This window comes from Angustibacter aerolatus (genome assembly GCF_054776675.1).
Genome location: NZ_BAAHBM010000001.1, coordinates 24,676 through 50,745, shown reverse-complemented (window position 1 = coordinate 50,745; position 26,070 = coordinate 24,676). Strand labels below are relative to the sequence as shown.

General features: G+C 75.3%; 25 protein-coding genes, 1 tRNA gene and 1 riboswitch. Of the genes, 11 read left to right on the top strand and 15 right to left on the bottom strand.

Translation table 11 applies throughout. The annotated features are described in order from the left end of the window. Positions 1 to 3 precede the first annotated feature (3 nt). Positions 4 to 771 (bottom strand): SDR family NAD(P)-dependent oxidoreductase, encoded by a 768-nt coding sequence (locus tag ACYVI6_RS00235; protein WP_460444436.1) that lies wholly within the window; start codon positions 769 to 771, stop codon positions 4 to 6. Positions 772 to 888: 117 nt separating this feature from the next. Between ACYVI6_RS00235 and pepN the strand changes: the two genes are divergently transcribed. Next, positions 889 to 3,318: an aminopeptidase N gene (pepN, locus tag ACYVI6_RS00230; protein ID WP_460444435.1), complete on the top strand. Its 2,430-nt coding sequence runs from the start codon at positions 889 to 891 to the stop codon at positions 3,316 to 3,318. Positions 3,319 to 3,419: 101 nt separating this feature from the next. Here the strand turns inward: pepN and ACYVI6_RS00225 are convergent, their stop codons facing one another. From ACYVI6_RS00225 to ACYVI6_RS00210, 4 genes are all read right to left on the bottom strand, one after another. Beyond that, the gene (locus tag ACYVI6_RS00225) at positions 3,420 to 4,076 is read right to left on the bottom strand and encodes a GNAT family N-acetyltransferase (protein ID WP_460444434.1); all 657 of its coding nucleotides are present in this window, start codon (positions 4,074 to 4,076) and stop codon (positions 3,420 to 3,422) included. Between the two features lie 106 nt (positions 4,077 to 4,182). Then, positions 4,183 to 4,989 carry an energy-coupling factor transporter transmembrane component T family protein gene (locus ACYVI6_RS00220; RefSeq protein WP_460444433.1) on the bottom strand — a complete coding sequence of 269 codons (807 nt, stop codon included), beginning with the start codon at positions 4,987 to 4,989 and terminating at the stop codon, positions 4,183 to 4,185. Further along, entirely contained in the window at positions 4,986 to 6,518 is a 1,533-nt protein-coding gene (locus ACYVI6_RS00215) for an ABC transporter ATP-binding protein (protein ID WP_460444432.1), read from the bottom strand. The genes ACYVI6_RS00220 and ACYVI6_RS00215 overlap by 4 nt, the downstream gene beginning before the upstream one ends. Positions 6,519 to 6,520: 2 nt before the next feature. Beyond that, positions 6,521 to 7,354: an ECF transporter S component gene (locus tag ACYVI6_RS00210; RefSeq protein WP_460444431.1), complete on the bottom strand. Its 834-nt coding sequence runs from the start codon at positions 7,352 to 7,354 to the stop codon at positions 6,521 to 6,523. Positions 7,355 to 7,419: 65 nt separating this feature from the next. Continuing rightward, positions 7,420 to 7,522, bottom strand: a riboswitch (TPP riboswitch). A 44-nt stretch (positions 7,523 to 7,566) separates the two neighbouring features. Here ACYVI6_RS00210 and ACYVI6_RS00205 point away from each other — a divergent pair. Continuing rightward, positions 7,567 to 7,728, top strand: a complete 162-nt coding sequence (locus tag ACYVI6_RS00205) for a hypothetical protein (protein WP_284289108.1) — start codon at positions 7,567 to 7,569, stop codon at positions 7,726 to 7,728. A 38-nt stretch (positions 7,729 to 7,766) separates the two neighbouring features. Next, a complete protein-coding gene (locus ACYVI6_RS00200) occupies positions 7,767 to 8,045 on the top strand; it encodes a DUF4235 domain-containing protein (protein WP_460444430.1) in 279 nt (92 codons plus the stop codon). On the opposite strand, the gene hutI is transcribed toward ACYVI6_RS00200, so the two are convergent. From hutI to ACYVI6_RS00185, 3 genes are read right to left on the bottom strand one after another with little or no spacing between them, the layout of a single operon-like run. Next, a complete protein-coding gene (gene hutI, locus ACYVI6_RS00195; RefSeq protein ID WP_460444429.1) occupies positions 8,038 to 9,216 on the bottom strand; it encodes an imidazolonepropionase in 1,179 nt (392 codons plus the stop codon). The genes ACYVI6_RS00200 and hutI overlap by 8 nt on opposite strands. Then, the gene (locus ACYVI6_RS00190; RefSeq protein WP_460444428.1) at positions 9,213 to 10,532 is read right to left on the bottom strand and encodes a formimidoylglutamate deiminase; all 1,320 of its coding nucleotides are present in this window, start codon (positions 10,530 to 10,532) and stop codon (positions 9,213 to 9,215) included. The genes hutI and ACYVI6_RS00190 overlap by 4 nt, the downstream gene beginning before the upstream one ends. After that, a complete protein-coding gene (locus ACYVI6_RS00185) occupies positions 10,529 to 11,707 on the bottom strand; it encodes an allantoate amidohydrolase (protein WP_460444427.1) in 1,179 nt (392 codons plus the stop codon). Before ACYVI6_RS00185 ends, ACYVI6_RS00190 begins: the two co-directional genes overlap by 4 nt. A gap of 24 nt (positions 11,708 to 11,731) precedes the next feature. Between ACYVI6_RS00185 and ACYVI6_RS00180 the strand changes: the two genes are divergently transcribed. Further along, positions 11,732 to 12,187: an aminoacyl-tRNA deacylase gene (locus tag ACYVI6_RS00180; protein ID WP_284289103.1), complete on the top strand. Its 456-nt coding sequence runs from the start codon at positions 11,732 to 11,734 to the stop codon at positions 12,185 to 12,187. A gap of 120 nt (positions 12,188 to 12,307) precedes the next feature. Here the strand turns inward: ACYVI6_RS00180 and hutU are convergent, their stop codons facing one another. The 3 genes from hutU to ACYVI6_RS00165 form a co-directional block, all read right to left on the bottom strand. Then, positions 12,308 to 13,966, bottom strand: coding sequence for a urocanate hydratase (gene hutU / locus ACYVI6_RS00175; protein ID WP_460444426.1), 1,659 nt, complete (start codon positions 13,964 to 13,966; stop codon positions 12,308 to 12,310). 38 nt (positions 13,967 to 14,004) lie between these two features. Then, positions 14,005 to 15,570: a histidine ammonia-lyase gene (gene hutH / locus ACYVI6_RS00170; RefSeq protein WP_460444425.1), complete on the bottom strand. Its 1,566-nt coding sequence runs from the start codon at positions 15,568 to 15,570 to the stop codon at positions 14,005 to 14,007. A gap of 85 nt (positions 15,571 to 15,655) precedes the next feature. After that, positions 15,656 to 16,354: a maleylpyruvate isomerase family mycothiol-dependent enzyme gene (locus tag ACYVI6_RS00165; protein WP_460444424.1), complete on the bottom strand. Its 699-nt coding sequence runs from the start codon at positions 16,352 to 16,354 to the stop codon at positions 15,656 to 15,658. An 11-nt stretch (positions 16,355 to 16,365) separates the two neighbouring features. Between ACYVI6_RS00165 and ACYVI6_RS00160 the strand changes: the two genes are divergently transcribed. Continuing rightward, entirely contained in the window at positions 16,366 to 17,139 is a 774-nt protein-coding gene (locus tag ACYVI6_RS00160) for an IclR family transcriptional regulator (RefSeq protein WP_460444423.1), read from the top strand. A 118-nt stretch (positions 17,140 to 17,257) separates the two neighbouring features. Here ACYVI6_RS00160 and ACYVI6_RS00155 read toward each other — a convergent pair whose 3' ends face one another. Beyond that, on the bottom strand, positions 17,258 to 18,049 hold the full coding sequence (locus ACYVI6_RS00155) for an alpha/beta fold hydrolase (RefSeq protein ID WP_460444422.1): 792 nt from the start codon (positions 18,047 to 18,049) through the stop codon (positions 17,258 to 17,260). Positions 18,050 to 18,170: 121 nt separating this feature from the next. Between ACYVI6_RS00155 and ACYVI6_RS00150 the strand changes: the two genes are divergently transcribed. Further along, positions 18,171 to 18,518 (top strand): MarR family winged helix-turn-helix transcriptional regulator, encoded by a 348-nt coding sequence (locus ACYVI6_RS00150; RefSeq protein WP_460444514.1) that lies wholly within the window; start codon positions 18,171 to 18,173, stop codon positions 18,516 to 18,518. Positions 18,519 to 18,606: 88 nt separating this feature from the next. After that, a complete protein-coding gene (locus ACYVI6_RS00145) occupies positions 18,607 to 20,898 on the top strand; it encodes a (Fe-S)-binding protein (RefSeq protein WP_460444421.1) in 2,292 nt (763 codons plus the stop codon). 90 nt (positions 20,899 to 20,988) lie between these two features. Here ACYVI6_RS00145 and ACYVI6_RS00140 read toward each other — a convergent pair whose 3' ends face one another. Then, positions 20,989 to 22,044 (bottom strand): hypothetical protein, encoded by a 1,056-nt coding sequence (locus ACYVI6_RS00140; protein ID WP_460444420.1) that lies wholly within the window; start codon positions 22,042 to 22,044, stop codon positions 20,989 to 20,991. Positions 22,045 to 22,054: 10 nt separating this feature from the next. After that, a complete protein-coding gene (gene dcd, locus ACYVI6_RS00135) occupies positions 22,055 to 22,630 on the bottom strand; it encodes a dCTP deaminase (RefSeq protein ID WP_460444419.1) in 576 nt (191 codons plus the stop codon). Between the two features lie 58 nt (positions 22,631 to 22,688). Between dcd and ACYVI6_RS00130 the strand changes: the two genes are divergently transcribed. Continuing rightward, positions 22,689 to 22,759, top strand: a tRNA-Gly gene (locus tag ACYVI6_RS00130). On the opposite strand, the gene ACYVI6_RS00125 is transcribed toward ACYVI6_RS00130, so the two are convergent. Continuing rightward, positions 22,751 to 24,085 (bottom strand): low temperature requirement protein A, encoded by a 1,335-nt coding sequence (locus tag ACYVI6_RS00125; protein ID WP_460444418.1) that lies wholly within the window; start codon positions 24,083 to 24,085, stop codon positions 22,751 to 22,753. The genes ACYVI6_RS00130 and ACYVI6_RS00125 overlap by 9 nt on opposite strands. Before the next feature lie 114 nt (positions 24,086 to 24,199). Here ACYVI6_RS00125 and ACYVI6_RS00120 point away from each other — a divergent pair, with 114 nt between their 5' ends. Genes ACYVI6_RS00120 through ACYVI6_RS00110 form a run of 3 tightly spaced genes read left to right on the top strand, consistent with a single transcriptional unit; the run spans position 24,200 to position 26,069 of the window. Beyond that, positions 24,200 to 25,078: an alpha/beta fold hydrolase gene (locus tag ACYVI6_RS00120; RefSeq protein WP_460444417.1), complete on the top strand. Its 879-nt coding sequence runs from the start codon at positions 24,200 to 24,202 to the stop codon at positions 25,076 to 25,078. After that, positions 25,071 to 25,637 carry a WHG domain-containing protein gene (locus ACYVI6_RS00115; protein ID WP_460444416.1) on the top strand — a complete coding sequence of 189 codons (567 nt, stop codon included), beginning with the start codon at positions 25,071 to 25,073 and terminating at the stop codon, positions 25,635 to 25,637. The genes ACYVI6_RS00120 and ACYVI6_RS00115 overlap by 8 nt, the downstream gene beginning before the upstream one ends. Before the next feature lie 51 nt (positions 25,638 to 25,688). Beyond that, positions 25,689 to 26,069: a RidA family protein gene (locus ACYVI6_RS00110; protein WP_460444415.1), complete on the top strand. Its 381-nt coding sequence runs from the start codon at positions 25,689 to 25,691 to the stop codon at positions 26,067 to 26,069. The last annotated feature ends 1 nt before the right edge of the window (position 26,070 follow it).

Here is a 26,070-nt window from a genome sequence, read left to right as displayed (position 1 = left end):
CCCTCAGAGCGCCTGGCCACCGCTGGCCTCGATGCGCTGCCCGGTCACCCAGCGCATCCCGTCGCCGAGGACGGTCGCCATCGCCGCGCCCACGTCGTCCGGCTCGCCGACGTGCCCGAGCGCGGTGACGCTGCCGATGTGCTGACGCACCGCGGCGTCGTCGCGCAGAGACCCGCCGCCGAAGTCGGTCGCCGTGGCGCCGGGGGCGATCGCGTTCACCGTGATGCCGCGCGGGCCCAGCTCGGCGGCCAGGTAGCGGGTGAGCACCTCGACGGCGCCCTTCATCGACGCGTACACCGAGTACGGGCCGGCACCGCCGGTGAACCGGGTCAGGCCGGTCGAGACGTTCAGGATGCGCGCGCCGTCCGCCAGCAGCGGCAGCATCACCTGGGTCAGCAGGAAGACGCCCTTGAAGTGCACGTCGAAGAGGCGCTGGACGTCGTCGGCGGTGGTGCCGCCCATCGGCGTGAGGCCCGCGACGCCGGCGTTGTTCAGCAGGGCGTCGAGGTCGGTGCGGCCCCAGTGCTCCTGCAGCGCGGCGCGGACGGCGGCCGCGAAGTCGTCGAACGTCTCGACCTCGGTGGTGTCGAGCTGCAGCGCGACGGCGGTGCGCCCCAGGGCCTGCACGGCCGCGACCACCTCCTGCGCCTGGTCGGCTCCGGAGCGGTAGGTGAGGACGACGTCGGTGCCGGCGGCCGCGAGGGCGAGCACGGCCGAGCGGCCGAGGCCGCGGTTGCCGCCGGTGACGAGTGCGATCTGCGTGTCGGTCATGGCTCAACCCTGCGCGCCGCGACGCGCCGGGTGAAGGCCCGGTCGATCCGGGGACCGGCGCTCCCCCGCTCCGCGCCCCGGAGGGCGCGCCCCGCCTCCGCGGGAGATGCTGCGGTCATGTCCCTGACCCTGCTCGAGGCGCGTGCGCGCGCAGCCGCGCTGTCCGACGTGGCCTACGACCTCGAGCTCGACCTGCGCGACCCGGCGAGCGGACGGTTCGGGTGCCGCGCCACGATCCGGTTCGCCAGCACCACCGCCGAGACGTTCCTCGAGCTCGCCGACGCCGTCGACGTCACCGTCGAGCTGGACGGCGAGCCGGTCGACCCCGCGTACGACGGCGCCCGGATCCCGCTGACCGGGCTGCGCGACCGGCACACGGTGGTGGTCGAGGCCCGCGTGCCGTACGTGACCGACGGCGACGGCATGCACCTGTTCACCGACCCCGTCGACGGCGAGACCTACGCCTCGGCGTACCTCGGCATGGACGTCAGCCAGCGCGTCTTCCCGTGCTTCGACCAGGTCGACCTCAAGGCGCCGTTCACCGTGCAGGTCACCGCCGACCCGGCGTGGACGGTGCTGGCCAACGGCCGCGAGGTGTCGTCGTCCGACGGCGTGCGGCGGTTCGCGACCACCCCGCCGATCCCGCCCGACCAGGTGGTCGTCTGCGCCGGGCCCTGGCACTCGGTGCGCTGGGAGCACGCCGGGCTGCCCTTCGGCTGGCACGCGCGGCGCTCGCTGGCCGCCGACCTCGACCGCGACGCCGACGAGCTGCGGCGAACCACCGAGGCCTGCTTCGACCACTACGCCACGCTGTTCGACGAGCCGTACGCCTTCGACTCCTACGACCAGGTGCTCGCGCCCGGCCAGAACTGGGGTGCGCTCGAGACGCCGGGCTGCGTGACGTACCGCGACGAGATGCTGCCGCCCGGCCGGATCACCGACCAGCAGACGCTGCAGCGCGCCGTCGTCATCGCGCACGAGATGGCGCACATGTGGTTCGGCAACCTCGTGACGATGCGCTGGTGGGAGGACACCTGGCTCAACGAGTCGTTCGCCGACTACATGGGCTACCGGGTGGCCGACGCCGCCGCCGGCTACGCCGGCACGCTCGTCACCCACGAGTCGCAGCGCAAGCCGAACGCCTACGACGCCGACCTGCGGCGCTCGACCCACCCGGTCGCGCCGCTCGCCGAGGACGTGCCGGACGTCGCCCGCGCCTTCGCCAACTTCGACGCGATCTCGTACGCCAAGGGCAACTCGGCGCTGCGGCAGCTGGTCACCTGGCTCGGCGACGAGACCTTCCTCGCGGGCGTCAACGCGCACCTGACGCGGCACCGCCTCGGCAACGCGACGCTCGCCGACTTCGTGACCTCGCTCGACGAGGTGTCGGACCGCGACGTGCGCGGCTGGGTCGGGGTGTGGTTGCGGCGCAGCGGTTTCGACACGCTGCGGGTCACCGACACCGACGGCGTGCCGACGCTCGTGCGCGACGGCGAGCGCCCGCACCGCCTGCGACTCACCGGGTTCCGCGTCGGCGACGACGGCAGGCTGACCGAGGCCGTGTCGCGCACGGTCGACGTCGAGCCGGACGGCGCACCCGTGCCGCTGCCCGAGCTGGCCGGCCTCGTGGTGGTGCCCAACAGCCACGGCGAGACGTTCGCCCGCACGGTCACCGACGACGCGTCGTGGGCGGCGGTCGAGGCCGGGCTGTCGAGCGTCGACGACGACCTGGTGCGCGCGGTGCTGTGGGCCACGGCCTTCGACCGGGTGCGCACCGGTGCGACGTCGGCCGAGGGCTACCTCGACCTCGTGGGGCGGCACCTGCCGGCCGAGCCGCACGTCGCGCTGGTGCGTGCCGTGCTGACCCGCACCCTCGGCGTCGTCGTGCCGCAGCGGGTGCCGGCCGACCGGGCCGCCGCCGCCGCCGTCCTGGTGGCGGGTGCCTGCCGCGCCGCGCTCGACGACGGCTCGCGCGGCGAGCTGGCGATCGTGCTGGCCGAGGGGCTGGCCCGCACCGCGCGCGACGAGGTGCTGCTGCGCGGCTGGCTGGCCGCCGACAGCACGCACACCGGCGTCGCCCTCGACCCGCGGCTGCGCTGGCAGCTGCTGCACCGGCTGGCCGAGACCGGGTGCGACGTCGACGAGCTGGTCGACGAGGAGCGGCGGCGCGACCCGAGCTTCGCCGGCACCCTCGGCGCGGCCACCGCGTCGGCCGCGCGCCCGACGTCCGAGGCGAAGGAACGGGCCTGGGCGGCGATGTCGGAGCCGACCGTGTCGAACCGCGTGTTCGAGGCGCTGGCGCACGGTCTCTGGTCGGCCGAGCAGTCGCAGCTGCTGCGCCCGTGGGTGCAGCGGTACGTCGAGGACGCCCCTGCGCTGGCGGCCCGCCGCAGCGCGTCGTTCGCCCGGGTGGTGGGGCACGCCGTCCCGGCCCTGCGGCTCGACGACGAGCAGCTCGCCCTGCTGACCTCGGCGCTGGACGGCGACCTGCCCACCGGTCTGCGTCGCGCCTGGTCCGACCGGCTCGACGACCTCCGCCTCCCCTGACCTCTCCGCGCGTCAGCCCGGTTCCCGCACGTCAGCCCGCCCGCGAGGCTGGGACGAGCGGGCTGACGTGCGGAAGCAGGGCCGACGCGCGGTTGAGCCGGTCAGCCGGCGAGGGCGCCGAGGGTGGGGCCGAGCCCGCCGAGCACCGAGCGGTCGACGCGGGTGCGCAACCGGCTGCCGCCGGGGTGCCGGGTCGAGCGGGTGTCGCCGATGCCGTCGAGGATGCGCCGCAGCGGCAGGCCCTGCGCCGAGACGTCGGCCACCAGGTCGCGGTAGCCGAGCAGCACCGCGGACGCCGCGACGTGGGCGGCGAGCGCCCGACCGATGCCGAGGCGCTGCGCGTCGTCCGGCACCACGAGCCCGAGCTGCAGGGTGCGGCCCGGCTCGGCGTCGCGCCCGGGCAGCTGCGCCGGGCGGCTGCCGCTGGCCAGGCCGACGACGTCTCCGGCCTCGCTGAGCGCCACGACCACGAGCGGCTGCTGCAGCAGGGCGCTCATCGTGGTGAGCGAGGGGGCCGTGCCGCCCCGCAGGTAGCGCTGCAGCAGGGTCTGTGCGCTGCACCGGCCGTGCATGAGGGCGACGCCGCGCAGGTCGGCGGGGACGGCGCCGCGCACCGTCACCGTGCCGGCCGCCGTCTCGAGGGTCCAGGGCCGGCGGGCGAGCGCGAGCGCGTCGCGGGGGTCGGTCCCGAGGCGCCGCGCGCGGACGGGCAGCCCGGTGTCGGTGGGAGCGCTCTCAGACAGGGACTGCACGGACATCGGGCACCTCTTCGCTCGGTCGCACGGGCCACCGCAGCCCGTGCCCTGCACGGTGCCCCAGGCGTGTTTCGCGATCGTGTCGCAGCCGTCACGCACCGGTGTCCCGTCAGGAGAGCAGCAGGTGCCAGGTGCCGGCGCGCACCCCGGCGGCGATCGCGACGACCGTGAGCAGGCAGGCACCCGCGACCAGCACCGCGTCGCGCACCCCCCACGGGCTGGGCCGGGCCCACGTGCGCTCGCCGCGGACGCCGAAGCCGCGCGACTCCATCGTGGTGGCCAGCACCGCCGCCCGCCGGATCGCCAGCACCAGCAGGGCGAACACCTGCCCGACGGCGGTGCGCACCGCCCCGACGGGTCCGGAGCCGCCGAGCCCGCGCGCGCGGCGGGCCAGGGTGAGCGAGCGCCACTCGCTGACCAGCACCCCGAGCAGGCGGACGGCGGCGAGCGCGGCGAGCGTGAACCGGGCCGGCAGGTGCAGCCGCTGGGCCAGCGCGTCGGCGAGGTCGGTGGGGTCGGTGGTCGAGAGCAGCACGATGCCGGGCAGCCCGATCGCCATGATGCGCAACGTGATCGCCAGCCCGCTGGTGAGCGAGCCGCTCGTGACGTCGAGGGGTCCGAGCGCCGCCAGACGGGCCCCGGCGTCCTCGCCGAACACCGCGGCGGCCACCCCCGCGGGCACGGCACCGAGCAGCACGACGGCGCTGCGCCGCAGCAGCGCGCGCGGCCGGATGCCGCACCAGGGCAGGGCGAGCAGCTCGAGCGCGAGGGCGACGCCCGCCGTCACCGGGTCGACGCTCAGCAGCAGCCCGAGCGCGACGACGGACGACGCGGCCAGCTTGGCCACCGGGTTGGCGCGGGCGAGCGGGGCCCCGAGGTCGAGGCCGGGGTCGGTCGCCGGGTCGAGCAGCGTCACGTCGGCACCGCCGTCCGGCCCGGGGCGCGGTCGGCGGCGATCGGCACCACGTCGTCGGCGAGCACGTCGACCAGCGCGGCGTCGTGCGTCACGGCGAGCACGCCCACGCCCTCGTCGAGCAGCTCGCCGAGCAGGGCCACGAGCTCGGCCCAGGTCAGCGCGTCCTGCCCGAACGTCGGTTCGTCGAGCACCAGCAGCCCGGGGCGGGTGGCCAGCGCGGTGGCGACGGAGAGCCGGCGCTGCTCGCCGCCGCTGAGCGTGAACGGGTTGGCGCGCCCCAGGTGGTCGAGGCGGAGCCGGCCCAGCAGCTCGGCGACCCGCCGCTCGACCTCGGGCGCCGGCACACCGGTGCGCTGCGGCCCCACGGCGAGCTCGGCGGCCACGGTGCCGGCGACGAACTGGTGCTGCGGCTCCTGGAAGACGGTGCCGACGCGTGCCACCAGCTCGCGCGGTCGCCAGCGGTGCGGGGGGCGGGTCAGGCCGCGGGAGAGCGCGTCGCCGACGTCGAGGCGCCCGGCGGCCGGTGGCACCAACCCGGCCAGCACGTGGGCGAGCGTCGTCTTGCCGGCGCCGTTCGGCCCGACGAGGGCGGTGGCGCGGCCCTGCGCCAGCCGCAGGTCGACGTCGCGCACGACCGTCGCGCCACCGGGTCGGCCGGCGGCCACGCCGACGGCCTGCAGCAGCGTGCCGCGGTCGTCGCCCCGACGGCTGCGGGTGGGAACCGACGGCGGGCGGCCGGGCACCCACACGCCCTGTGCGGCGAGCCGTGCACCCTCGGCGGCCAGCACCTCGCGGGGTGCGCCGTCGGCCACCACGCCGCCGGCCGCCTCCAGCACGACCACCCGGTCGACGAGGTCGAGCCACTCGGCGACCCGGTGCTCGACGACGACGCAGGTCGCCCCGGTGGTCGCGAGGACGTCGCGGACGGCGTGCCGCAGCGTGGCACCGCCGGCCGGGTCGAGCATCGCGGTCGGCTCGTCGAGCAGCAGCAGCCCGGGCCGCAGCGCGAGCACCCCCGCGAGCGCCAGCCGCTGACGTTCACCACCAGACAGCTGCGCCGTCGACCGGTTGCGCGCGTAGGGAAAACCGACGGCGGCCAGGCTCGCGTCGACCCGCGGCCAGATCTGCTCGCGCGGCACGGCGTGGTTCTCCAGCCCGAAGGCCACGTCGTCGCCGACCCGTGCGAGCACCGTCTGCGCGTCGGGGTCCTGCAGCAGCAGGCCGGCGCGAGCCCGTCCCTCGAGGCGCGCGCGTGCGGCGGGCACGCCGTCCAGCAGCAGCTCCCCGGTCGACTCGCCCCCGCCCTCGTGCTCGTGCACCCCGTCGGCACCGGTGGTCTCGGGCTCGCCGAGCAGCCCGGCCATCGCCTGCAGCAGCGTCGACTTGCCGGCGCCGCTGGGGCCGAGCAGCAGCACGCGCTCGCCGGGCGCGACGCCGAGCACGACGCCGCGCAGCGCCCACGCCCGGCGCCCGGCGTGCCGCCACCCCCACCCGCGGGCCCGCAGGCCCACGGGCTGCGCCGAGGGCACGATCAGACGCGCGCGGCGGTGCGGCCCGACGCGAGCGGTGCCAGCGCGCCGGTGGCCGCGAGCGCCCGGGTCAGCGCCCACGAGCCGAGTCCGGCGATCACGGCGCCGGACACGGCCAGGCAGACGGCGTACACGGTCTTGAACCCGGCGGACGTCGTCGGGTACGAGAGCAGCAGGTCGCAGCTGGAGATGACCGCGCCGGTCACGCCGCCGGCCAGCATCGCGGTCGGCAGGCCGAAGCGGCGGTAGAGCAGCAGCGCGAAGACGATCTCGGCGCCGAGGCCCTCGAGCAGGCCGTACCAGACGACCGAGAAGCCCCACTGGCTGCCGATCAGCGCCGACAGCACCGCAGCCACCAGCTCGGCGTACGTCGCGGCGCCGGGCTTGCGGATCACCAGGCCGCCGAGCACCGCGGGCAGCAGCCAGACGCCGCCGAGCAGCGCGACCGCGGGCACCGCGCTGAGCGGCGCGGAGATCGTGGCGTAGTTGGCGTTCCACAGGGCGAAGAGCAGGCCGCCGGCGACGCCGAGCACGCTGGCGACGACGATGTCGACGACCCGCCAGCCGGCGCGGTTCGCGGCGAGCGAGCCGGCCACCCACAGGCCGCCGAGGCCGACGACGAGCGCCAGCGGCACGGTCAGGTCGTGCAGCGGCGTGCCGAACAGCGAGCCGCTGTCGGGCAGGCCGACGAGCACGATGAGGAGGCCGGCGACGACGGCGACCGCGCCGACGACGAGCGCGGTGCGCGGCGGGCCGCTCGGGCGGGTGGCGGCGAGTCGATCGGCGTCGCGGTCGGCGTCCTGCCGCAGCGGGTCGGGCGAGGTGCTGGTGGTCATGCGGTGTCCCTCCAGGGTCGGAGGGGGACCCGCGCCCTCGGCGCGCGGCTGCACGCCGACGGCACGGGCGAGATGACTCGACTCCCTACGCCGGTGCGAACCGGATCAGGTGCGAGGGTCTGCGGTCGCCCGCACTCTCAGCGCCGAAGCGCTCCCCTGTCGTGTGCGGTGCACGCTACACCCGTCCCCGCGGGCCTGTGTCACCATGCAGCGTGCTGCTGCGGATGCTGCGCCAGCCCCGCGCGGGGCGGCCCTCGCTGCTGGCCCGGGTCGTGGCGGCGCTGGTGGTCGTGGGCATGGTCGGCCTGGCCGCCCCCGTCCTCAGCACCCCGGTCGCCGCCGTCCTGCGCTGGCTGGCCACCGCCGTCTTCTAGCGGGTGCCGTCCCGGCCGTTCTGCGGCACGCTGTCGGGATGGGATCGTTCGTGTGGAAGCTGCTCGGCACCGGTGGCGCGATCGCCGCCGGCATCGGCGCCCGCAAGGTGCTGAACACCGGCTGGGAGAAGGCGACGGGCAACCCGCCGCCGGTGAACCCCGCGAGCCCGAACGTGCAGGTGCTCGAGGCGGTGGCGTGGGCGGCCGTGAGCGGCGCGATCATCCAGCTCGCCCGCATGGCCTGGACGCGCAAGGCCGCCGAGTACTACCGGCACTCCAGCGGGCACCTGCCCCCTGACATGGAAGAGGTCAGCTGACCCCCTCGGCCGACCCCAGGTCGAGGGCCCGCGCGAGCGGCACCCCCGGCCGATAGGCGAGGTGGCGGTGCGTCGGCGCGTCGACCACGGTCAGGTCGGCGCGCGCGCCGACCCCCAGGTGCCCGACGTCCGTGCGACGCAGGGCCCGGGCGCCCCCGGCCGTCGCCGCCCACAGCGCCTCGGCCGGTGACATCCCGGTCTCGCGGACCGCGAGCGCGATGACGAACGGCATCGACGAGCTGAAGCAGCTGCCCGGGTTGCAGTCGCTGGCGAGCGCGACCGTCACCCCGGCGCGCAGCAGCGCCGCGGCGTCCGGGTACGGCGAACGGGTCGAGAACTCGACGCCGGGCAGCAGCGTGGCCACGGTCGGCGACCCGGCCAGCGCGTCGACGTCCGCCGCCGTCAGGTGGGTGCAGTGGTCGACGCTCGCGGCGCCGAGCTCGACCGCCAGCCGGACGCCGGGACCGGCCGTCAGCTGGTTGCCGTGCACCCGCACGCCGAGCCCCACCGCAGCGCCGGCCGTCAGCACCTCGCGCGACTCGTCGCCGTCGAAGGCGTGCGGGCTGCCGGGCTCGCAGAACACGTCGACCCAGCGGGCGTGCGGCGCGCAGGCCGCGAGCATCTCGCCGGTCACCAGGTCGAGGTAGTCGCGACGGTCGACACCAGCCGGCACCACGTGCGCGCCGAGGAACGTCGTCTCGTCGGTGACCTCGCGGGCGATCCGCAGGCTGCGCGCCTCGTGGGCGGTGTCGAGCCCGTACCCGCTCTTCACCTCGACGGTGGTGGTGCCCTGCGCGCGCATCTCGGCCACCAGCGCCCGCAGCCGGGCGAGCAGCACCTCGTCGGGCGCGGCGCGGGTGGCCGCCACGGTGGTCGCGATGCCGCCGCCGTCGTACGGGGTGCCGGTCATCCGCGCCTCGAACTCGCGCGAGCGGTCGCCGGCGAACACCAGGTGCGCGTGCGAGTCGACGAAGCCCGGCACCAGCGCGCGCCCGCCGACCGATGCCGACGCGTCGGCCGCGGGGGCCTGGTGCCGCGGCCCCACCCAGGCCACCCAGCCGCCCTCGACGACCAGCGCGGCGTCGGTGAGCAGGCCGAGCGCCGACCCGTCGCCCAGCCGCGGGTCGTTGGTCACCAGCTCGGCGACGTCGGTCACCAGGGTGCTCGTCACGCATCCCTCCAGATCGGCTCGATCGCCTGGCGCAGCAGGCTCGCGACGTCGCCCAGCACGTGCTCGCCGTCGCGCACCACGACCCGCCCGGCGTTCACCACCGTGCGCACGTCGCTCGCCGTCGCGGCGTAGACCGCCTGCGCCGCAACGGTTCCGGCGGTGCGCACCGAGTGCAGGTCGACCTCCACCAGGTCGGCCACCGCGCCGACCTCGAGCCGACCCGCCTCGGGCCAGCCGAGCGAGGAGTGCCCGTCGACGGTGAGCGCGTCGACCAGCTCGGACGACGTGAACCCCCCGCGCTGCAACGTGAACAGCCGCTCGTGCATCTCGAGGGCGCGGGCCTCCTCGAGCAGGTCGACCACCGCGTTCTGGTCGCTGCCGAGGCACAGCGGGCTGCCGTGGTCCTTGAGCAGCCGCGCCGGGCCGATGCCGTCGGCCAGGTCGCGCTCGGTGGTCGGGCAGAAGCAGACCCGGGTGCCGGTGCTGCCGAGCAGCGTGAGGTGCGGGTTGACCGTGGCGTGCACGACGGTGGTGCGCGGGCCCAGCACGTCGGTGGCCGCCAGCAGCTCGGTGGGACCGAGGCCGTAGTAGCCGAACCCCGCCTCGTTCTCGGCGTACTGCTCCGACAGGTGCGCGTGCAGCGGCGCGCCGGGCATGGCCTTCGCGACCGTGCGGAGGTGCTCGCGCGGCACCGCCCGCACCGAGTGGATCGCCGCCCCGACGCGCAGCCCGGCGTCCGGCACCATCGCCATCGCGCGGTCGCCCCAGCCCTCCACCGTCCCGTCGGAGAACCGCTGCTGCACCGGGTCGAGGGGCAGGTGCCCGTCGCTCGTCAGACCGCCGCTGAGGTAGCAGGCGTCCAGCAGCGTGATGCGCAGCCCGGCGTCGCGGGCGGCCTGGCGCAGCGCCTCGCCCATCGCGTTCGGGTCGGCGTAGCGCACCCCGCCGGGTGCGTGGTGCAGGTAGTGGAACTCGCCGACGCAGGTGACACCGGCCAGCGCCATCTCGGCGTAGACCGCCCGGGCCAGCGCCAGGTAGCCGTCGGGGTCGAGCCGCCCCGCCACGGCGTACATCCGCTCGCGCCAGGTCCAGAACGTGCCGCCCTCGTCGTGGGTGCGGCCGCGCAGCGCCCGGTGGAAGGCGTGCGAGTGCGCGTTCGCGAACCCCGGCAGCACGAGGCCGTCGAGTCGCTCGTCGCCTTGTGTCGCAACGGTTCCGCTCTCGACGGCGGTGATCACACCGGCGTCCTCGGTGATGCGGACGCCGGCGACCGGGCCGTCGCCCACCCACGCCTGCGCGCACCAGTACGTCGTCATCGGGGCCCGGCCAGGTGCTCCAGCACGGTCCGCAGCGCGTCGACCCCGGCGTCGCAGTCGGCTGCCTCGGCGTGCTCGGTCGGGGAGTGCGAGACGCCGGACGGGTTGCGCACGAAGAGCATGGTGGTCGGGACGCCGGCCAGCGCCAGCACCCCGGCGTCGTGACCCGCCCCCGTCTCGAGCACCGGCACGTCACCGAGCAGCCGCGCCAGACCCGCGGTGAGGTCGGCGTCGAACGGCGTGCGCGGCGTCCACGACTCCTCGACCGGGTCGAGCCCGGCGTCGGCCAGGTCGGCGAGCACCGCCCGCACCCGCGGCTCGTCGGCACCGCGGGCGTCGACCCAGGCGGTGACGGACGACGGGATCGCGTTGACGCCGTTGGGCAGCACCAGCACCTTGCCGATCGTGGCCAGCGCGTCGTGCCGGGCGGCGGCCGAGCGGGCGGTCAGCACCGCGCGGGCGAGGTCGAGCACCGGATCGACGCGGTCGGCCAGCGCGGTGGTGCCGGCGTGGTCGGCGCGCCCGGCGAGGTCGAGCCGCCAGCGTCCGTGCGGCCAGATCGCGCTGCCGACGCCCACGGGCGCGTGGTGGTGCACCAGCCCGCGGCCCTGCTCGACGTGCAGCTCGACGAAGGTGCCGACGCGGCGCAGCGTCTCGTCGTCGCGGCCCACGTGCCGCGGGTCGAGCCCGGCGGTGGTCATGGCCTCGGCCATCGTCGTGCCCTCGCCGTCGAGCAGCCCCCGAGCCCGGTCGGCGTCGAGGGCACCGGTCAGCAGCCGCGAGCCGGCGCAGGCGATGCCGAACCGCGCACCCTCCTCGTCGCCGAAGCACGCGACCCCGATCGGACGCGACGGCGTGAAGCCGTTGCGCTGCAACGCCTCCACCGCGAGCAGCGACGACACCACCCCGAGCGGCCCGTCGTAGGCGCCGCCGTCGGGCACCGAGTCGAGGTGGCTGCCGGTGACCACGCCCGGGCCGTCGACGTCGGGGTCGCCCCACCAGGCCCACAGGTTGCCGGCCCGGTCGCGCACGACGTCGAGCCCCAGCGACTCGGCCCGCGCGGTGAACCACTCGCGCAGGGCCGCGTCGTCCGGCGTCCAGGCGAAGCGACGGTAGCCGCCGCTCGCGGCCCGGCCCACCTCGTGCAGCTCGCCGAGCACCTCCGTGGCCGTCACGCGGCGAGCCTAGGCTGTGCTGCCATGAGCCACGAACGAGCCGTCGCAGCCCTCGACGCCGCCGGCATCCCGTACCGCGTGGTGTCGCACGGCCGCGTCGGCTCGCTCGCCGAGGCCGCGGCGGTGCGCGGTCTCGAGCCGCGCGACCTGCTCAAGAGCATCGTGGTGCGCCGCGGCGACGACGACTTCCTGTTCGTGCTGGTGCCGGGCGACCGCGAGATCTCGTGGCCGAAGCTGCGCGCCCTGCTCGGCGTCAAGCGCATGTCGATGCCCGACGCCGCCACCGCGCTGGAGGTCACCGGGTACGAGCGCGGCACCATCACCCCGTTCGGCTCGACCCGCGCCTGGCCCGTGGTCGTCGACGCCTCCGCCGCCGGCCGCGAGGTGGGGCTCGGCGCCGGCGCGCACGGCGTCGGCGTGGTGCTGCAGGCCGACGACGTCGTCCGTGCCCTCGACGCCACGGTCGCCGACGTCACCTGACCCGCACCCCCTTTCCGCGCGTCAGCCCGGTTTGCGCACGTCAGCCCGCTCGGCGAGGCCCCGTCAGCGGGCTGAGCCGCGCAAACCGGGCTGGGGTGCGCAAAGGGGCGGGGCACGAGGTCAGTCGCCCTCGCGCATGGGCACCCGGACGCCGCGCTCGGCCGCCACCGCGTCGGCCTCCTCGTAGCCCGCGTCGACGTGCCGGACGACGCCCATGCCGGGGTCGTTCGTCAGCACCCGCTCGAGCTTCGCGGCCGCCAGCTCGGTGCCGTCGGCGACGCTGACCTGCCCGGCGTGGATCGAACGGCCGATGCCGACGCCGCCGCCGTGGTGGATCGACACCCAGCTCGCGCCGGACGCCGTGTTGACCAGGGCGTTCAGCAGCGGCCAGTCGGCGATCGCGTCGGAGCCGTCGGCCATCGACTCGGTCTCGCGGTAGGGCGAGGCGACGCTGCCGGCGTCGAGGTGGTCGCGGCCGATGACGATCGGGGCCGACACCTCACCGGAGGCGACCATCTCGTTGAACTTCAGGCCGGCCTTGTCGCGCTCGCCGTACCCGAGCCAGCAGATGCGCGCGGGCAGGCCCTGGAAGGCGACCCGGTCCTGCGCCGCGCGGATCCAGCGCTGCAGGTGGTCGTTCTCCGGGAACAGGTCGAGCACCGCGGCGTCGGTGGCCGCGATGTCCTTCGGGTCGCCCGACAGCGCCGCCCAGCGGAACGGGCCCTTGCCCTCGCAGAACAGCGGCCGGATGTACGCGGGCACGAAGCCGGGGAAGGCGAACGCGCGGTCGTAGCCGCCCTGCCGGGCCTCGTCGCGGATCGAGTTGCCGTAGTCGAACACCTCGGCGCCGGCGTCCATGAACCCGACCATGGCCTCGACGTGCTTGGCCATCGAGGTGCGCGCGCGGTCGGTCGCCTCCTCGGGCTTGCGGTCGGCGAGGTCGGGCCAGTCGCCGAGCTCGACGCCCTCGGGCAGGTACGACAGCGGGTCGTGCGCGCTGGTCTGGTCGGTGACGACGTCGACCTCGACGCCGCGGCGCAGCAGCTCGGGCAGCACCGTGGCGCAGTTGCCGACCAGGCCGACGCTGAGCGCCTTCTTGTCCCGCTTCGCAGCCAGGCAGCGGGCGATCGCGTCGTCGAGCGAGTCGGCGACCTCGTCGAGGTAGCGGTGGTCGACCCGCCGCTGCAGCCGCGTGCCGTCGACGTCGACCACCAGGCAGACGCCGCCGTTCAGCGTGACGGCGAGCGGCTGCGCGCCGCCCATGCCGCCGCAGCCGCCGGTCAGCGTGAGCGTGCCGGCGAGCGTGCCGCCGAACCGCTTGGCGGCGACCGCGGCGAACGTCTCGTAGGTGCCCTGCAGGATGCCCTGGGTGCCGATGTAGATCCACGACCCGGCGGTCATCTGCCCGTACATCGTCAGGCCCTGGCGCTCGAGCTCGCGGAACCTCGGCCAGGTCGCCCAGTCACCGACCAGGTTGCTGTTGGCGATCAGCACGCGCGGCGCCCACTCGTGGGTGCGCATCACACCGACGGGCCGGCCGGACTGCACGAGCAGCGTCTCGTCGTCCGACAGCGTGGTGAGGGTTCGCACGATGGCGTCGTAGCTGCGCCAGTCACGGGCCGCCCGGCCGGTGCCGCCGTAGACGACGAGGTCGTCGGGGCGCTCGGCCACCTCGGGGTCGAGGTTGTTCATGAGCATCCGCATGGGGGCCTCGGTCTGCCAGCTGCGGGCGGTGAGGGTGGTGCCGCGCGGGGCGCGGACCGGACGGGCGCCGTCCATGGTGGTCTCCTCGGGTCGGGCTGACGTGGGTGGCTGGGTCAGGCGAGCTGGTGGTCGGTGCCGGACTGCGCGGCGGCCAGGACGTCGCCGTCGCGCACCGCCTGGACGACGAGCTCGAGCTCCGGGGCGAGGAACCGGTCCGGGCCCGGCCCCTCGACGCCGTTGTCGCGCAACGTGTTCAGCACGGCACCGGTGCAGGCTGCAGAGGTGAGCGGTGCTCGCAGGTCGAGCGCCCGGGCGCCGGTGAGCAGCTCGACCGCCAGCACCCGGGTGAGCCCGTCGAGCGCGCGGCGCAGCTTGCGGGCCGCCGCCCAGCCCATCGAGACGTGGTCTTCCTGCATGGCCGAGCTCGGGATGCTGTCGACGCTCGCCGGCACCGCGAGCCGCTTGAGCTCGCTGACGATCCCCGCCGCCGTGTACTGCGCGATCATGTGGCCGCTGTCGACGCCGGCCTCGTGCGCCAGGAACGGCGGCAGGCCCTGGCTGCGCGAGCGGTCGAGGTACCGGTCGGTGCGCCGCTCGCTCATCGACGCGACGTCCGCGACGGCGATCGCCAGGAAGTCGAGCACGTACCCGACCGGTGCGCCGTGGAAGTTGCCGTTGCTCTCGACCCGGCCGTCGAGCGTGACGACCGGGTTGTCGACCGCTGAGGCCAGCTCGTGCGCGGCGACGGACGCCGCGTGCGCGACCGTGTCGCGCGCCGCGCCGTGCACCTGGGGGGCGCACCGCAGCGAGTAGGCGTCCTGCACGCGGGTGCACTCCGGACCGCGGTGGCTCGCCATGATCGGGCTGCCGGCGAGCAGCGCGCGCAGGTTGGCGGCGCTGGCGGCCTGGCCGGGGTGCGGGCGCAGCGCCTGCAGGTCGGCGGCGAAGACGGCGTCGGTGCCGAGCAGCGCCTCGACCGACATCGCGGCGGCGACGTCGGCCGTGGTCAGCAGCTGCCGCAGGTCGTGCAGCGCCAGCACCAGCATCCCGAGCATGCCGTCGGTGCCGTTGATGAGCGCCAGCCCCTCCTTCTCGGCGAGCTGCACCGGCTCGATCCCGCTCTCCTGCAGCACGTCGAGGGTCGGCCGCAGCGCACCGTGCGGGTCGCGCACCTGCCCCTCGCCCATCACCGCGAGCGCGCAGTGCGCGAGCGGCGCCAGGTCTCCGGAGCAGCCGAGCGAGCCGTACTCGTGCACCACCGGGGTGATGCCGGCGTCGAGCAGCGCCGCGTACGTCTCGGCGACGACGGGCCGCGCACCGGTGCGTCCGGTCGCCAGCGTCGAGAGGCGCAGCAGCATGAGCGCCCGCACCACCTCGCGCTCGACCTCGGGCCCGGAACCGGCGGCGTGCGAGCGCACCAGCGACCGCTGCAGCTGGGCCCGCCGCTCGGCCGGGATGTGCGTCGTGGCGAGGGCGCCGAAGCCGGTCGACACGCCGTAGTGCGGCTCGACGTCGTCGGCGAGCGCCTCGATCACCGCCCGGCTGCGGGCCATCTCGGCGAGCGCCGCGGGGTCGACGCGCACCCCGGCCCCGTCGCGCGCGACCGCGACGACGTCGTCCGGCCGGAGGGGGCCGGTGCCGACGACGACCTGGCGGGTGGTGGGCAGCGTGCTGGTCATGCCGTCCAGTGCACCGCCCGGACGACGAGCGCGGGGCTGTCGTCGGCACCTATCTGTCTGATATCCCAGACACGTGCTCCGATTGCTACGGGACGAGCTGCTCCGACAGCAGCCGCCGCGCCGTCGCCGCGTCGCCCTCGGCGCGCAGCGTGCCGTCGGCGACGAGGTCGATGGCGCGACGTCGCCCCCACACGACGAGCAGCAGCGCGGACGACGGCCCGTGCACCCGGGCGACCGGCGGGCCCTCGCCGACCACGACCTCGCCCTCGGCGGCGACCAGCTCGAGCGCGGCGCCCAGCGGTGCCCGGCGTCCGAGCGCGACCTGCCTGGGGTAGAAGACCTCGGCCACCTCGGCGACGCCGTCCCACGACAGCACCGGGTCGAGCGCGGCGGGACGTCTGGCGGCGACCTGCGCGTCCCACCGGTGCAGCGCGGTCTCGTGCGCCTGCCGCCGCACCCAGAACCCGGCGGTCTGCGGCGGCGGGCCGAACCCCCAGCACGCGGCGTCGTCGGGGGCCGCCGTCATGAGCCGCAGCAGCTCGCCCGCGCCCTCCTCGACCCACGCGGCGACGTCGACGTCGTCCGCCGCCGGCGCCTCGTCCGGTGCCTGCTGCCCGTTCAGGGCGGCGGCCGCCCAGCGGTGCACCTGGCCGACGTGCGCGCCCAGCCCCGCCAGGTCCCAACCGGGGCACGAGGACACGGGCGCCTGCAGCGGGCCGGTGCGCAGCACGTCGACCAGGGCCGCGGCATCGCGCTCGAACGACGACAGGTGCAGGGCGCGCACGGTGACCTCCGATGAGCGGGTCGAGCAGCGTACCGGCGGCGGAGCAGACGCTGCAGGTGCTCACCCACCTCGCGCGGCACGCCGGGCCGATCCCCGCCGGACGCATCGCCGCCGACCTCGGTCTGCCCCGCTCGACGACGTACCACCTGCTGGCCGTGCTGCAGCGCGCCGGCTTCGTGGTGCACCTGCCCGAGGAGCGTCGGTACGGGCTCGGCGTCGCGGCGTTCGAGGTCGGCTCGGCGTACACGCACCAGGCGCCACTGGCCCGGCTCGCCCGCCCGCTGCTCGCCCGGCTCGTCGACGCGACCGGCCACGGCGCGCACCTCGCGGTGCTGCACGGCCGCGAGGTGCTCTACGTCGTCGAGGAACGGGCACCCGGACGACCCCCTCTGGTCACGGACGTGGGGGTGCGGCTGCCCGCGCAGCTCACGGCCAGCGGCCGGTCGATGCTCGCCGCCCTGCCCGCCGCGCAGGTGCGGGCGCTGTTCCCGGGCCGCGAGGCGTTCGTGCTGCGGCACGGCACCGGCCCCGCCTCACCGAGCGCCCTGCGGCGGCTGCTCGTCGACGTCCGGGCCCGCGGGCACGCGGTCGAGGACGGCGAGGTCACGCCGGGTCTGGCGTCGGTCGGCGCCGCGGTGCTCGACCACGCGGGGCACCCCGCCGCCGGCCTGGCCACCACGTTCCCGGACGACCTGCCGAGGATCGACCGGGAGGCCCTGGCAGAGCGGGTGCGTGCCGCCGCGGCCGAGCTCACCCGCCGCATCGGCGGCCGTCCCCCCGCCTGAGCTCGGCCCGCGGACCGGAGGCGGCAGCATCGTGGCAACCAGCACCGCCCCAGCGAAGGCCGTTGCCACGTTCCTGCCCTGCGGCAGCCCGCGCGGCTCTGGTGCCGGGACGGTGCGGTCAGCAGCGCGGCGGCAGCTCGTCGACGAAGCGCCGGACCAGGTCGACGAGGACGTCGGGCTGCTCGATCTGGGGCAGGTGCCCGCACTCGCGCACCAGCTCGAAGCGGCCTCCCGGCACCGCGGCGGCCATGGCGCGGCCGACCTCGGCGTCGGCGATGCGGTCGGCCTCGCCCCAGACGACGAGCGTCGGCGTGCGGACGGCGGTCAGCCGGTCGAGCAGCGTCGGGTCGACCATGCCGTCACCACCGTAGGCCGCGATCGCCGGGCGGTTCGCGGCCATCGCGGCGCGCACCTCTGGCGGCAGCACGGCCGGGTCGACGCCGTACCGGTCCGGGTCGTGGTAGCTGCGCTGCGCGAGCCCGGCCGGCGTGAGCGAGAAGAAGTCGGCGACCGGGTGCCCCGGCAGGTCGGCGCCCACGGCGTCGACGAGCACCACCCCGGTGACCCGCTCCGAGCCGAGCAGTGCGACCTCGGCGGCGACCCAGCCGCCGATGGAGTTGCCGACGACGAGCACGTCGCGCAGGTCGAGCGCCTCGAGCAGCGCGACCTGCACCGCGGCCAGCGGGCGGACGCCGTCGAGCGACTCGGGCCGCTCGGTGCCCTCGAACCCGGGGTACGTGGGCACCAGCACGCGGGCCGGGTGGGCGGCGGCGAGCCGGTCGGCCCAGGGCTCGACGGCGCCCGGGCCGCCGCCGCCGTGCAGCAGCAGCACGGGACGCCCGCTCCCTCGCTCGGTGGCGGTGAGGTCGAGGTCGCCGACGCCTGGGACCCGCAGGTGGTGAGTGCTCATATCAGCAACCTTAGATCAGCCTCCTGATCTCAACAAGCTGCATTAGGCTGCTCAGGTGGCCGTGACCCTGCAGGACGTCGGGCTCGCCGTGAAGCGCCTGCAGTGGCGCCACCACCGCGAGATGAACCGCCGGTTGGCGACGGTCGACCTGTCGCTGGCCCAGTGGGACGTGCTGCGCCACCTGCACGAGCAGCCGGACGCGTCCCTGCACGACCTGGCGGTGCTGACCTTCCAGACCGACCAGTCGATGGGCACGCTCGCCAGCCGGATGATCACCCGCGGGCTGCTCGAGCGCCGCGACGGGCCGGGCCGGGCGGTGCGACACCGCGTCACGCCGTCCGGGGCGGCTGCCTTCGAGGCCGGCGAGGAGCTGGCGGACGAGGTGCTGGTCGACACGGTCGGCCGGCTGACCCTGGCCGAGCGAGCCCGCCTGATGGAGCTGCTGACGAAGGCGGGCGCGCGGCCCTGACCGGGTCACGCTGGTCACACCTGGCGCCGCGGCAAGTTACCGCCACGTAGAGTGCCCGGGTTCGGCCACCGGAGCCCGAGGAGCATCGATGCAGACCGCCGCCATCGCCGTGTCGCTGGTCGCCAGCGTCGTCGGCTTCGGCCTCCTGACCCGCACCGCGGCCGGCTTCGTGCAGACGGTGCGGCTCGGGCAGCCCGACCCCACCCGCACCGGCTCGCCGGTCGCCCGCACCCGCACGCTGCTTCGCGAGTTCCTCGGGCACACCCGGATGGCGAAGCTGCCGGTCGTCGCGGTCGCGCACTGGTTCGTGATGGTGTCGTTCGGCGTCCTGTTCTTCTCGCTGGTGACCGCCTACGGGCAGCTCTTCGACCCGCACTTCGTGCTGCCGGTGGTCGGGCACTGGATCCCGTTCGAGTGGCTCGGCGAGGTGGTCGCCTGGGTCAGCCTGCTGGGTATCGTCTACCTGATCGCGCTGCGCCAGGCGAAGAAGCCCAGTCGCAGCGCGGGCGCGGACGGCCGGCGCTCGCGCTTCTACGGCTCGACCTTCTGGCAGGCGTACTACGTCGAGCTGACGATCCTCGGCGTCGTCCTCTGCGTGCTGACCCTGCGGGCGCTCGAGTACGCGCTCGGCCGCGTCGACGGCGACGACTGGGCGACCGCGCTGCACTTCCCGCTGACCGCGTGGCTCGGCGGCCTCTTCGGCTCGGACGCCGGCCGGCTCGAGGCGGCGGTCGTCGCGGTCGCGACGATCAAGATCCTGATCTCGATGGCCTGGGCGATCACCATCGGCCTGAACGCCACCATGGGTGTCGCGTGGCACCGGTTCCTGGCGTTCTTCAACATCTGGTTCAAGCGCCACCCCGACGGCCGGACGTCGCTCGGTGCGCTGCAGCCGATCGCGGTCCGCGGCGTGCCGGTCGACTTCGAGAACGTCGACGAGCTGGACGAGGACGCCGCGCTCGGCGCCGGCAAGGTCGAGGACTTCACCTGGAAGGGCCTGCTCGACTTCTCGACCTGCACCGAGTGCGGCCGCTGCCAGTCGCAGTGCCCGGCCTGGAACACCGACAAGCCGCTGTCGCCGAAGCTGCTCGTGATGGCGCTGCGCGACCACGCCCACGACAAGGCCCCGTACCTGCAGGCGCTCGCCGGCTCCGCGAGGTCCGACCTCACCGACCGGACGGCGGGCGGCGGGCAGGACCCGCACGCCGACGTCGACGTCCTGAACCTCGCCCTGGTCGGCGGCACCGGCTACGACCCGGCCGGCGACCCGCTCGGCGCGTACAACGCGGGCGGCGCGGTCATCGACCCCGACGTCCTGTGGTCGTGCACCACCTGCGGCGCGTGCGTCGAGCAGTGCCCGGTCGACATCGAGCACGTCGACCACGTCGTCGACATGCGGCGCTACCAGGTGCTCATCGAGTCGGCGTTCCCCAACGAGCTGAACGGCTTGTTCAAGAACCTGGAGAACAACGCCAACCCGTGGGGCGTCAACGCCCGCGCCCGTCTCGACTGGGCGAAGGACCTGCCGTTCGAGGTGAAGCAGGTCGGTCAGGACGTCGAGTCGCTGGCCGACGTCGAGTACCTGTTCTGGGTCGGCTGCGCCGGGGCGTTCGAGGACCGTGCGAAGAAGACGACGCGGGCGGTCGCCGAACTGCTGCACACCGCCGGCGTCGACTTCGCGGTGCTCGGCGACGGCGAGCAGTGCACCGGCGACCCGGCCCGCCGAGCCGGCAACGAGTTCCTGTTCCAGATGCTCGCGCAGGCCAACGTCGAGACGCTGAACGAGCTCGAGGCGCGCAAGATCGTCGTCACCTGCGCGCACTGCTTCAACACGCTCTCGAAGGAGTACCCGCAGCTCGGCGGCCGCTACGAGGTCGTGCACCACACGCAGCTGCTGAACGCGCTGGTGCGCGACAAGAAGCTGGTGCCCGTCGCCCCGCCGGCCGGCGCCCCCGCGGCGAAGGACGGCGTGACCGCCGGCGGCACGTCGGTGACCTACCACGACCCCTGCTACCTCGGCCGGCACAACGACGTCTACGAGCCGCCGCGCGAGCTGATCGGCGCGGTGCCCGGCGTCGAGTACCGCGAGATGCCCCGGTCGCGGCAGACGTCGTTCTGCTGCGGCGCGGGCGGCGCGCGCATGTGGATGGAGGAGACGCTCGGCACCCGCATCAACACGAACCGCACCGCCGAGGCCGTCGCCACCGGGGCTGACAAGATCGCCATCGGCTGCCCGTTCTGCCGCGTGATGCTCAGCGACGGGCTGGCCGCCGCGCAGGCCGACGGCGCGGCGCGCGAGGAGGTCGAGGTGGTCGACATCGCGCAGATGCTGCTCGCCGCCGTCCGCCGCGGCCAGGAGCCCGAGCCCGCACCGGTCTGACCCCTGTCGAGATGCGAGCAGTGGTTGACCGGGCGACGCCGGTCCCAACCACTACTCGCATCTCGGCACGAGGTTCGGAGGGCGTCGGGGTCAGAGCGTGTAGCGGTCGACCTCGAAGCCGCCGTCGTCGGTGACCACGCCGGCGGTGGCCTCGGCGAGCGCCAGGGCGGCGAGCCGCACCCGCCGGCGCACCCGCTCGCGCTCGTCGGCCAGCTCGGGGGGCGGCAGCTCCGACTCGAGCGCCACCACGTCGGACGGCGTCCACCGCACCGCATAGCAGACCGCCGGGCCGCCGGGCACGAGCTGCTGGTGCTCGACCCGGGCGCGCACCCACTCGGGCACGACGTCCTCCTGCCACACCTCGACCGACAGCGCGTCGTCGGCCTCGACGAGGAACCCGTCGACGACGTCCGGCCGGACGACGGCGTGTGCGTCGGTCTGGTCGCTGACCGCGCGGATGGTCTGGGTGTCGTCGACGCTGAGCGCGGCCTGCAGGTCGAGCCCGAGCGGATCGTGCGGGTCGACGTCCCAGGGGGCGTCGTGCACCTGCGTCGGACCGGTCCAGTCGCTGCCGCCGAGGTCGACGCGGGCTCCGGGCAGGACGGGTGCCAGCAGGTCGAGCACGTGGTCGGGGTCGAGCCAGAAGCCGGACCACACCGTGAGGTCGAGCCGCTGGCGCGGGTCGGGCGCGAGCACGGCGTGCGAGCCGGCGACGCGCAGCGCGCCACCGACCCGGCGGGCCATCGCGAGCGCCAGCGCCACGGCGTCGCCCTCGTCGCGGTAGGGCTTGCCGGTGGGGAACGCCCGCATCCACCAGGCGCGCATCTGCGGGTCGGCGATGTCGTCGAAGGCTGCCGCGTCGCGCTGCGCCTCGGTGGTCACCGCGTAGGCCACCGACCAGCGCGTCGGCACGTGCACCGCCTTGGCCTCGCGCGGCGACAGCGCGTGCGGACCGCTGATGGTGGCGCCGCGCCCGAGCCGCACCCGCCCCTGCTCGGCGAGCCGGGCGTCGGGCACGCGGGCCCGCAGCAGCGCGTCGACCACCCGCACCGGCGTGGTCGAGGGCACGAGCAGCAGGTGGCTGTCGCGCAGCGTCCGCAGCCGCTCGTCGACGCGGCCGCGGCGCAACCACCCGAACAGCGCCACGAGGCCCCGGTCAGACCTGCGTGCGGTGGAAGCTCGCGTGCGACCGGCTCGCCGTCGGCCCGCGCTGCCCCTGGTACCGCGAGCCGTACCGCTCGCTGCCGTAGGGGTGCTCGGCCGGGCTGCTCAGCCGGAAGAAGCACAGCTGCCCGATCTTCATGCCCGGCCAGAGCATGATCGGCAACGTCGCCACGTTGCTCAGCTCGAGCGTCACGTGGCCGCTGAACCCGGGGTCGATGAAGCCCGCGGTGCTGTGCGTCAGCAGCCCCAGCCGCCCCAGGCTCGACTTGCCCTCGAGCCGCGCCGCCACGTCGTCCGGCAGCGTCACCTGCTCGTACGTCGACCCGAGCACGAACTCGCCCGGGTGCAGCACGAACGCGTCGTCCTGCTCGGTCTCGACGAGGTGCGTCAGGTCGGGCTGCTCCTGCGCCGGGTCGATCACCGGGTACTTGTGGTTGTCGAACAGCCGGAAGAAGCGGTCGAGCCGGACGTCGACGCTCGACGGCTGCACCATCGACGGGTCGAAGGGGTCGAGCACCACGCGTCCGGCGTCGAGCTCGGCACGGATGTCGCGGTCGGAGAGGAGCACGGCCAGAGCGTAACGCCGGGTCGTATAGACTCGTCGCGCGCTCCCCAAGCGGGGCCGTGCGGGTGTAGTTCAATGGTAGAACATCAGCTTCCCAAGCTGACAGTGCGGGTTCGATTCCCGTCACCCGCTCCCAGCAGGCTCCCACTCCCGGTGCCGGACGGCGCGCAGCGTGTGGCGCAGGCCGACGGCCTCGTGGCCGACCACCTCGATCACCGCGCCGAGCGTCACCAGCGCGACGACGGTCACCAGCGCACCGAACCCGGGGGCGCCGGCCGCCTCGACGAGGTCGTCGCGTCCGTGCGCCGCACCGACCACGACGGCGGCGGCGACGGGCAGCACCGACAGCACGAACAGCGGCACGTGCGTCAGGTCGTGCGAGCGCATGAGCACGCTCCAGGTGACGAACACGGTGACCAGCACGACGGCGACCGGCACGGCGAGGGCGAGCGCGATCTGCAGCAGCGAGAGGCGCTCCTCCTCGACGGCGGTCGCGGCGACCCGCAGCCCGGCGCCGACCGCGGCGATCGCACCGAAGAGCGGCAGGTGCGCCGTCCGCCAGGCCATCGTCCGGTCGGGCCAGCGCTCGAGCACCGCGCGCGACGGGATGAGGAAGTACGCCCACCACAGCGCCGCGGCGAGCACCAGGCCGCTGGCCGCGAGCAGCACGGCGGACGGCGACCACCCCTGCTCGCCGACGAGCGCACCGACCGCGCGGGTCGTCGCGGCGACCACCTCGCCCAGGGTGATGAGGGTCAGCAGGTTGAACCGCTCGGCGACGTGCCCGGCGTTCCACGGGGGCCGGCCGAAGCGCGACTCGACGAGCACCGGTGCCGTGAGCTCGGCGGCGGCGAGCAGCACGAGGGCGGCGACCGTGACCGCGACCGGCAGGTGCAGCAGCGCCGTGGCCAGCCAGCACAGCTGGGCGGCCGCGATGACGACGGCGTACGCGACCGACGTCCGGCGTCGGGCGGGGTCGTCGCGGGCCGCCCGCAGCCACAGGGCGAGCAGCGGCACCCGCATCACCAGGTACCCGACGACGAGCAGCAGGTTGTTCGGGCTCTCGCCCTCGGCGGCAGCCTCGAAGCCCACCGGCAGGCCGAAGGTCAGCACCACGACGCCGACCATCTGCACGATCGTGGCGACGCGGAACAGCACGTCGTCGTTGCCGTACGCCGACGCGAACCAGGTGAAGCTCGTCCACGCCCAGGTGATCGCGAACACCGCGAACAGGTACGCGCCGACCGCGGGGCCGGCGCGCCCCTCGCTCAGGTGCCGGGCCAGCTCCTCGGCGGCGGCGGCGAAGGCGATCACGTACGTCAGGTCGTAGAGCAACTCGAGCGGCGACGTCGAGCGGCCGCGCTCGCGCGGGTCGCGTCCGCGCATCGGCCGCACCCGGTGGTGCAGCGTCTCGCGCAGCTCGGCCTCGAGCTCGGCGTCCCGTCCACTCGTCTGCACCCGCACGTCCTAGCGCACCCGAGGCGCTCACGGCGAGTCCCTCCCGCAGGGTTGACCAGCGTTGGCTAATCGGTATAGCTTTTGGCTACTGCCCTTAGCCAATCAGGAGACGTCATGACCCAGACCCAGCACCTCGCCCTCGACGGCGGGAGCATCGCGTACGACGTCGCCGGTGACGGGCCCCTGGTGGTGCTCGCCCACGGCATGGGCGACAGCCGCCGCTCGTACCGCCACCTCGTGCCGGGGCTGGTCGCGGCCGGGTACCGCGTCGCGAACGCCGACCTGCGCGGCTGCGGGGAGTCGAGCACCGGGTGGGACGGCTACAGCCGCACCGACCTCGCGGGCGACCTGGTCGCGCTGGCCCGGCACCTCACCGGCCCCGGCGAACGGGCCGTGGTCGTCGGGCAGTCGATCAGCGGGGGCGCCGCCACGATCGCCGCCGCCACCGCACCCGACCTGGTCGCCGGGCTGGTCGAGCTCGCGCCGTTCACCCGCAAGCAGTCGACGGACCTCGGCGGCCTGCTGCGCTCGAAGCGGTACCGCAGCTCGGGCAGCCTGCTGGCGCGCACCCTGCTGCTGGGCAGCCTGCCGGCCTGGATGCGGTACCTCGAGCTGGCCTACCCGACCAAGCCCGCCGACTGGGCCGCCGAGCGCGCGCACATCGAGGCGCTGATGGCCGAGCCCGAGCGCATGAAGGTGCTGCAGGCGATGGCGAAGTCGAGTCCGGCGGACGCCGGGGCGCGGCTGCCCGACGTCCGGTGCCCGGTGCTGGTGATCGAGGGGAGCCTCGACCCCGACTGGGCCGACCCCCGCGCCGAGGGCGAGCGCGTCGTCGCCGAGCTGCCCGAGGGCCTGGGTGAGGTCGCGGTCGTCGACGGCGCCGGGCACTACCCGCACGCCGAGACCCCCGAGCAGGTGCTCGCCCTGGTGCTGCCGTTCCTGCAGCGCACGCTCCCCCGCGACACCGCGGCAGGGCAGGCCGCCGGTGCCTAGGGCGGGCCTGGACGCCGCGGCGGTCACCCGTGCCGGCGCGGCCGTGACGGACGAGCTGGGCACGGCCGGGCTCAGCATGAACGCCGTCGCCGAGCGGCTGGGGGTGCGGACGCCGTCCCTCTACAAGCACGTCGCCGGGCAGGCCGACCTCCTGCACCGCATCGCCGTCCTCGCGGCGGACGAGGTGAGCGACGCCGTCGGCGACGCCATCCGCGGTCGCTCCGGCAGCGACGCGCTGTCGGCCGCGGCGCAGGCCCTGCGCCGCTACGTCAAGGACCACCCGGGTCGGTACGCCGCGGCGAACGAGGCCCGGGCGACCGGCCCCGACGACCCCTTCGTGGCGTCCAGCGGGCGCACCCTCGAGTGTCTGGCGGCGGTGCTGCGGGGGTACGACCTGCCCCCCGCGCAGCAGGTCCACGCCCTCCGGATGCTGCGCAGCCTGCTGCACGGCTTCGTGACGCTGGAGGTGTCGACGGCGTTCCAGCTCGACACCGACGTGGACGACAGCTTCGACTGGCTGATCGCCTTCGTCGACCGCGGCCTGCGCACGGGCGGCTGAGACGGCGGCAGATCCTCGTCAGGTGGGTGCGTCGCTCGGCATGATGCCGTCATGGGACGTCAGCTGATCCGCACCGACCGCGCACCCGGCTCGCCGCTGTTCAGCCAGGGCGTCCGGGTCGGGGCGCACGTGCACGTGTCGGGGATGACCGGCACCGACCCCGCGACCGGCCGGCTCGCCGGCCCGACCATCCAGGAGCAGACCCGACAGGCGGTCGCCAACTGCCTGGCCGTGCTCGAGGCGGGCGGCGCCGGGTACGACGACGTCGTCGAGGTCGGCGTGCTGCTGGCCGACCCGGCCGACTTCGCCGGGCTGAACGAGGAGTACGCCCGCGCGTTCCCGACCGACCCGCCGACCCGCTACGTCGCCCGGCTGGGCGTCGAGCTGCCGGGCGTGCTCGTCTCGATCCGGATGACCGCGATGACGTCCTGAC

What these genes read in the sequence shown, in the direction of transcription:
- pepN (WP_460444435.1), top strand. Translation starts at nt 889, where the DNA reads ATGTCCCTGACCCTGCTCGAGGCGCGTGCGCGCGCAGCCGCGCTGTCC.
- ACYVI6_RS00225 (WP_460444434.1), bottom strand. Translation starts at nt 4,076, where the DNA reads ATGTCCGTGCAGTCCCTGTCTGAGAGCGCTCCCACCGACACCGGGCTG.
- ACYVI6_RS00180 (WP_284289103.1), top strand. Translation starts at nt 11,732, where the DNA reads ATGAGCCACGAACGAGCCGTCGCAGCCCTCGACGCCGCCGGCATCCCG.
- ACYVI6_RS00145 (WP_460444421.1), top strand. Translation starts at nt 18,607, where the DNA reads ATGCAGACCGCCGCCATCGCCGTGTCGCTGGTCGCCAGCGTCGTCGGC.
- hutU (WP_460444426.1), bottom strand. Translation starts at nt 13,966, where the DNA reads ATGGACGGCGCCCGTCCGGTCCGCGCCCCGCGCGGCACCACCCTCACC.
- ACYVI6_RS00110 (WP_460444415.1), top strand. Translation starts at nt 25,689, where the DNA reads ATGGGACGTCAGCTGATCCGCACCGACCGCGCACCCGGCTCGCCGCTG.
- ACYVI6_RS00210 (WP_460444431.1), bottom strand. Translation starts at nt 7,354, where the DNA reads ATGACCACCAGCACCTCGCCCGACCCGCTGCGGCAGGACGCCGACCGC.
- ACYVI6_RS00160 (WP_460444423.1), top strand. Translation starts at nt 16,366, where the DNA reads ATGAGCGGGTCGAGCAGCGTACCGGCGGCGGAGCAGACGCTGCAGGTG.
- ACYVI6_RS00190 (WP_460444428.1), bottom strand. Translation starts at nt 10,532, where the DNA reads ATGACGACGTACTGGTGCGCGCAGGCGTGGGTGGGCGACGGCCCGGTC.
- ACYVI6_RS00235 (WP_460444436.1), bottom strand. Translation starts at nt 771, where the DNA reads ATGACCGACACGCAGATCGCACTCGTCACCGGCGGCAACCGCGGCCTC.
- hutH (WP_460444425.1), bottom strand. Translation starts at nt 15,570, where the DNA reads ATGACCAGCACGCTGCCCACCACCCGCCAGGTCGTCGTCGGCACCGGC.
- ACYVI6_RS00120 (WP_460444417.1), top strand. Translation starts at nt 24,200, where the DNA reads ATGACCCAGACCCAGCACCTCGCCCTCGACGGCGGGAGCATCGCGTAC.
- ACYVI6_RS00200 (WP_460444430.1), top strand. Translation starts at nt 7,767, where the DNA reads ATGGGATCGTTCGTGTGGAAGCTGCTCGGCACCGGTGGCGCGATCGCC.
- ACYVI6_RS00155 (WP_460444422.1), bottom strand. Translation starts at nt 18,049, where the DNA reads ATGAGCACTCACCACCTGCGGGTCCCAGGCGTCGGCGACCTCGACCTC.
- ACYVI6_RS00150 (WP_460444514.1), top strand. Translation starts at nt 18,171, where the DNA reads ATGAACCGCCGGTTGGCGACGGTCGACCTGTCGCTGGCCCAGTGGGAC.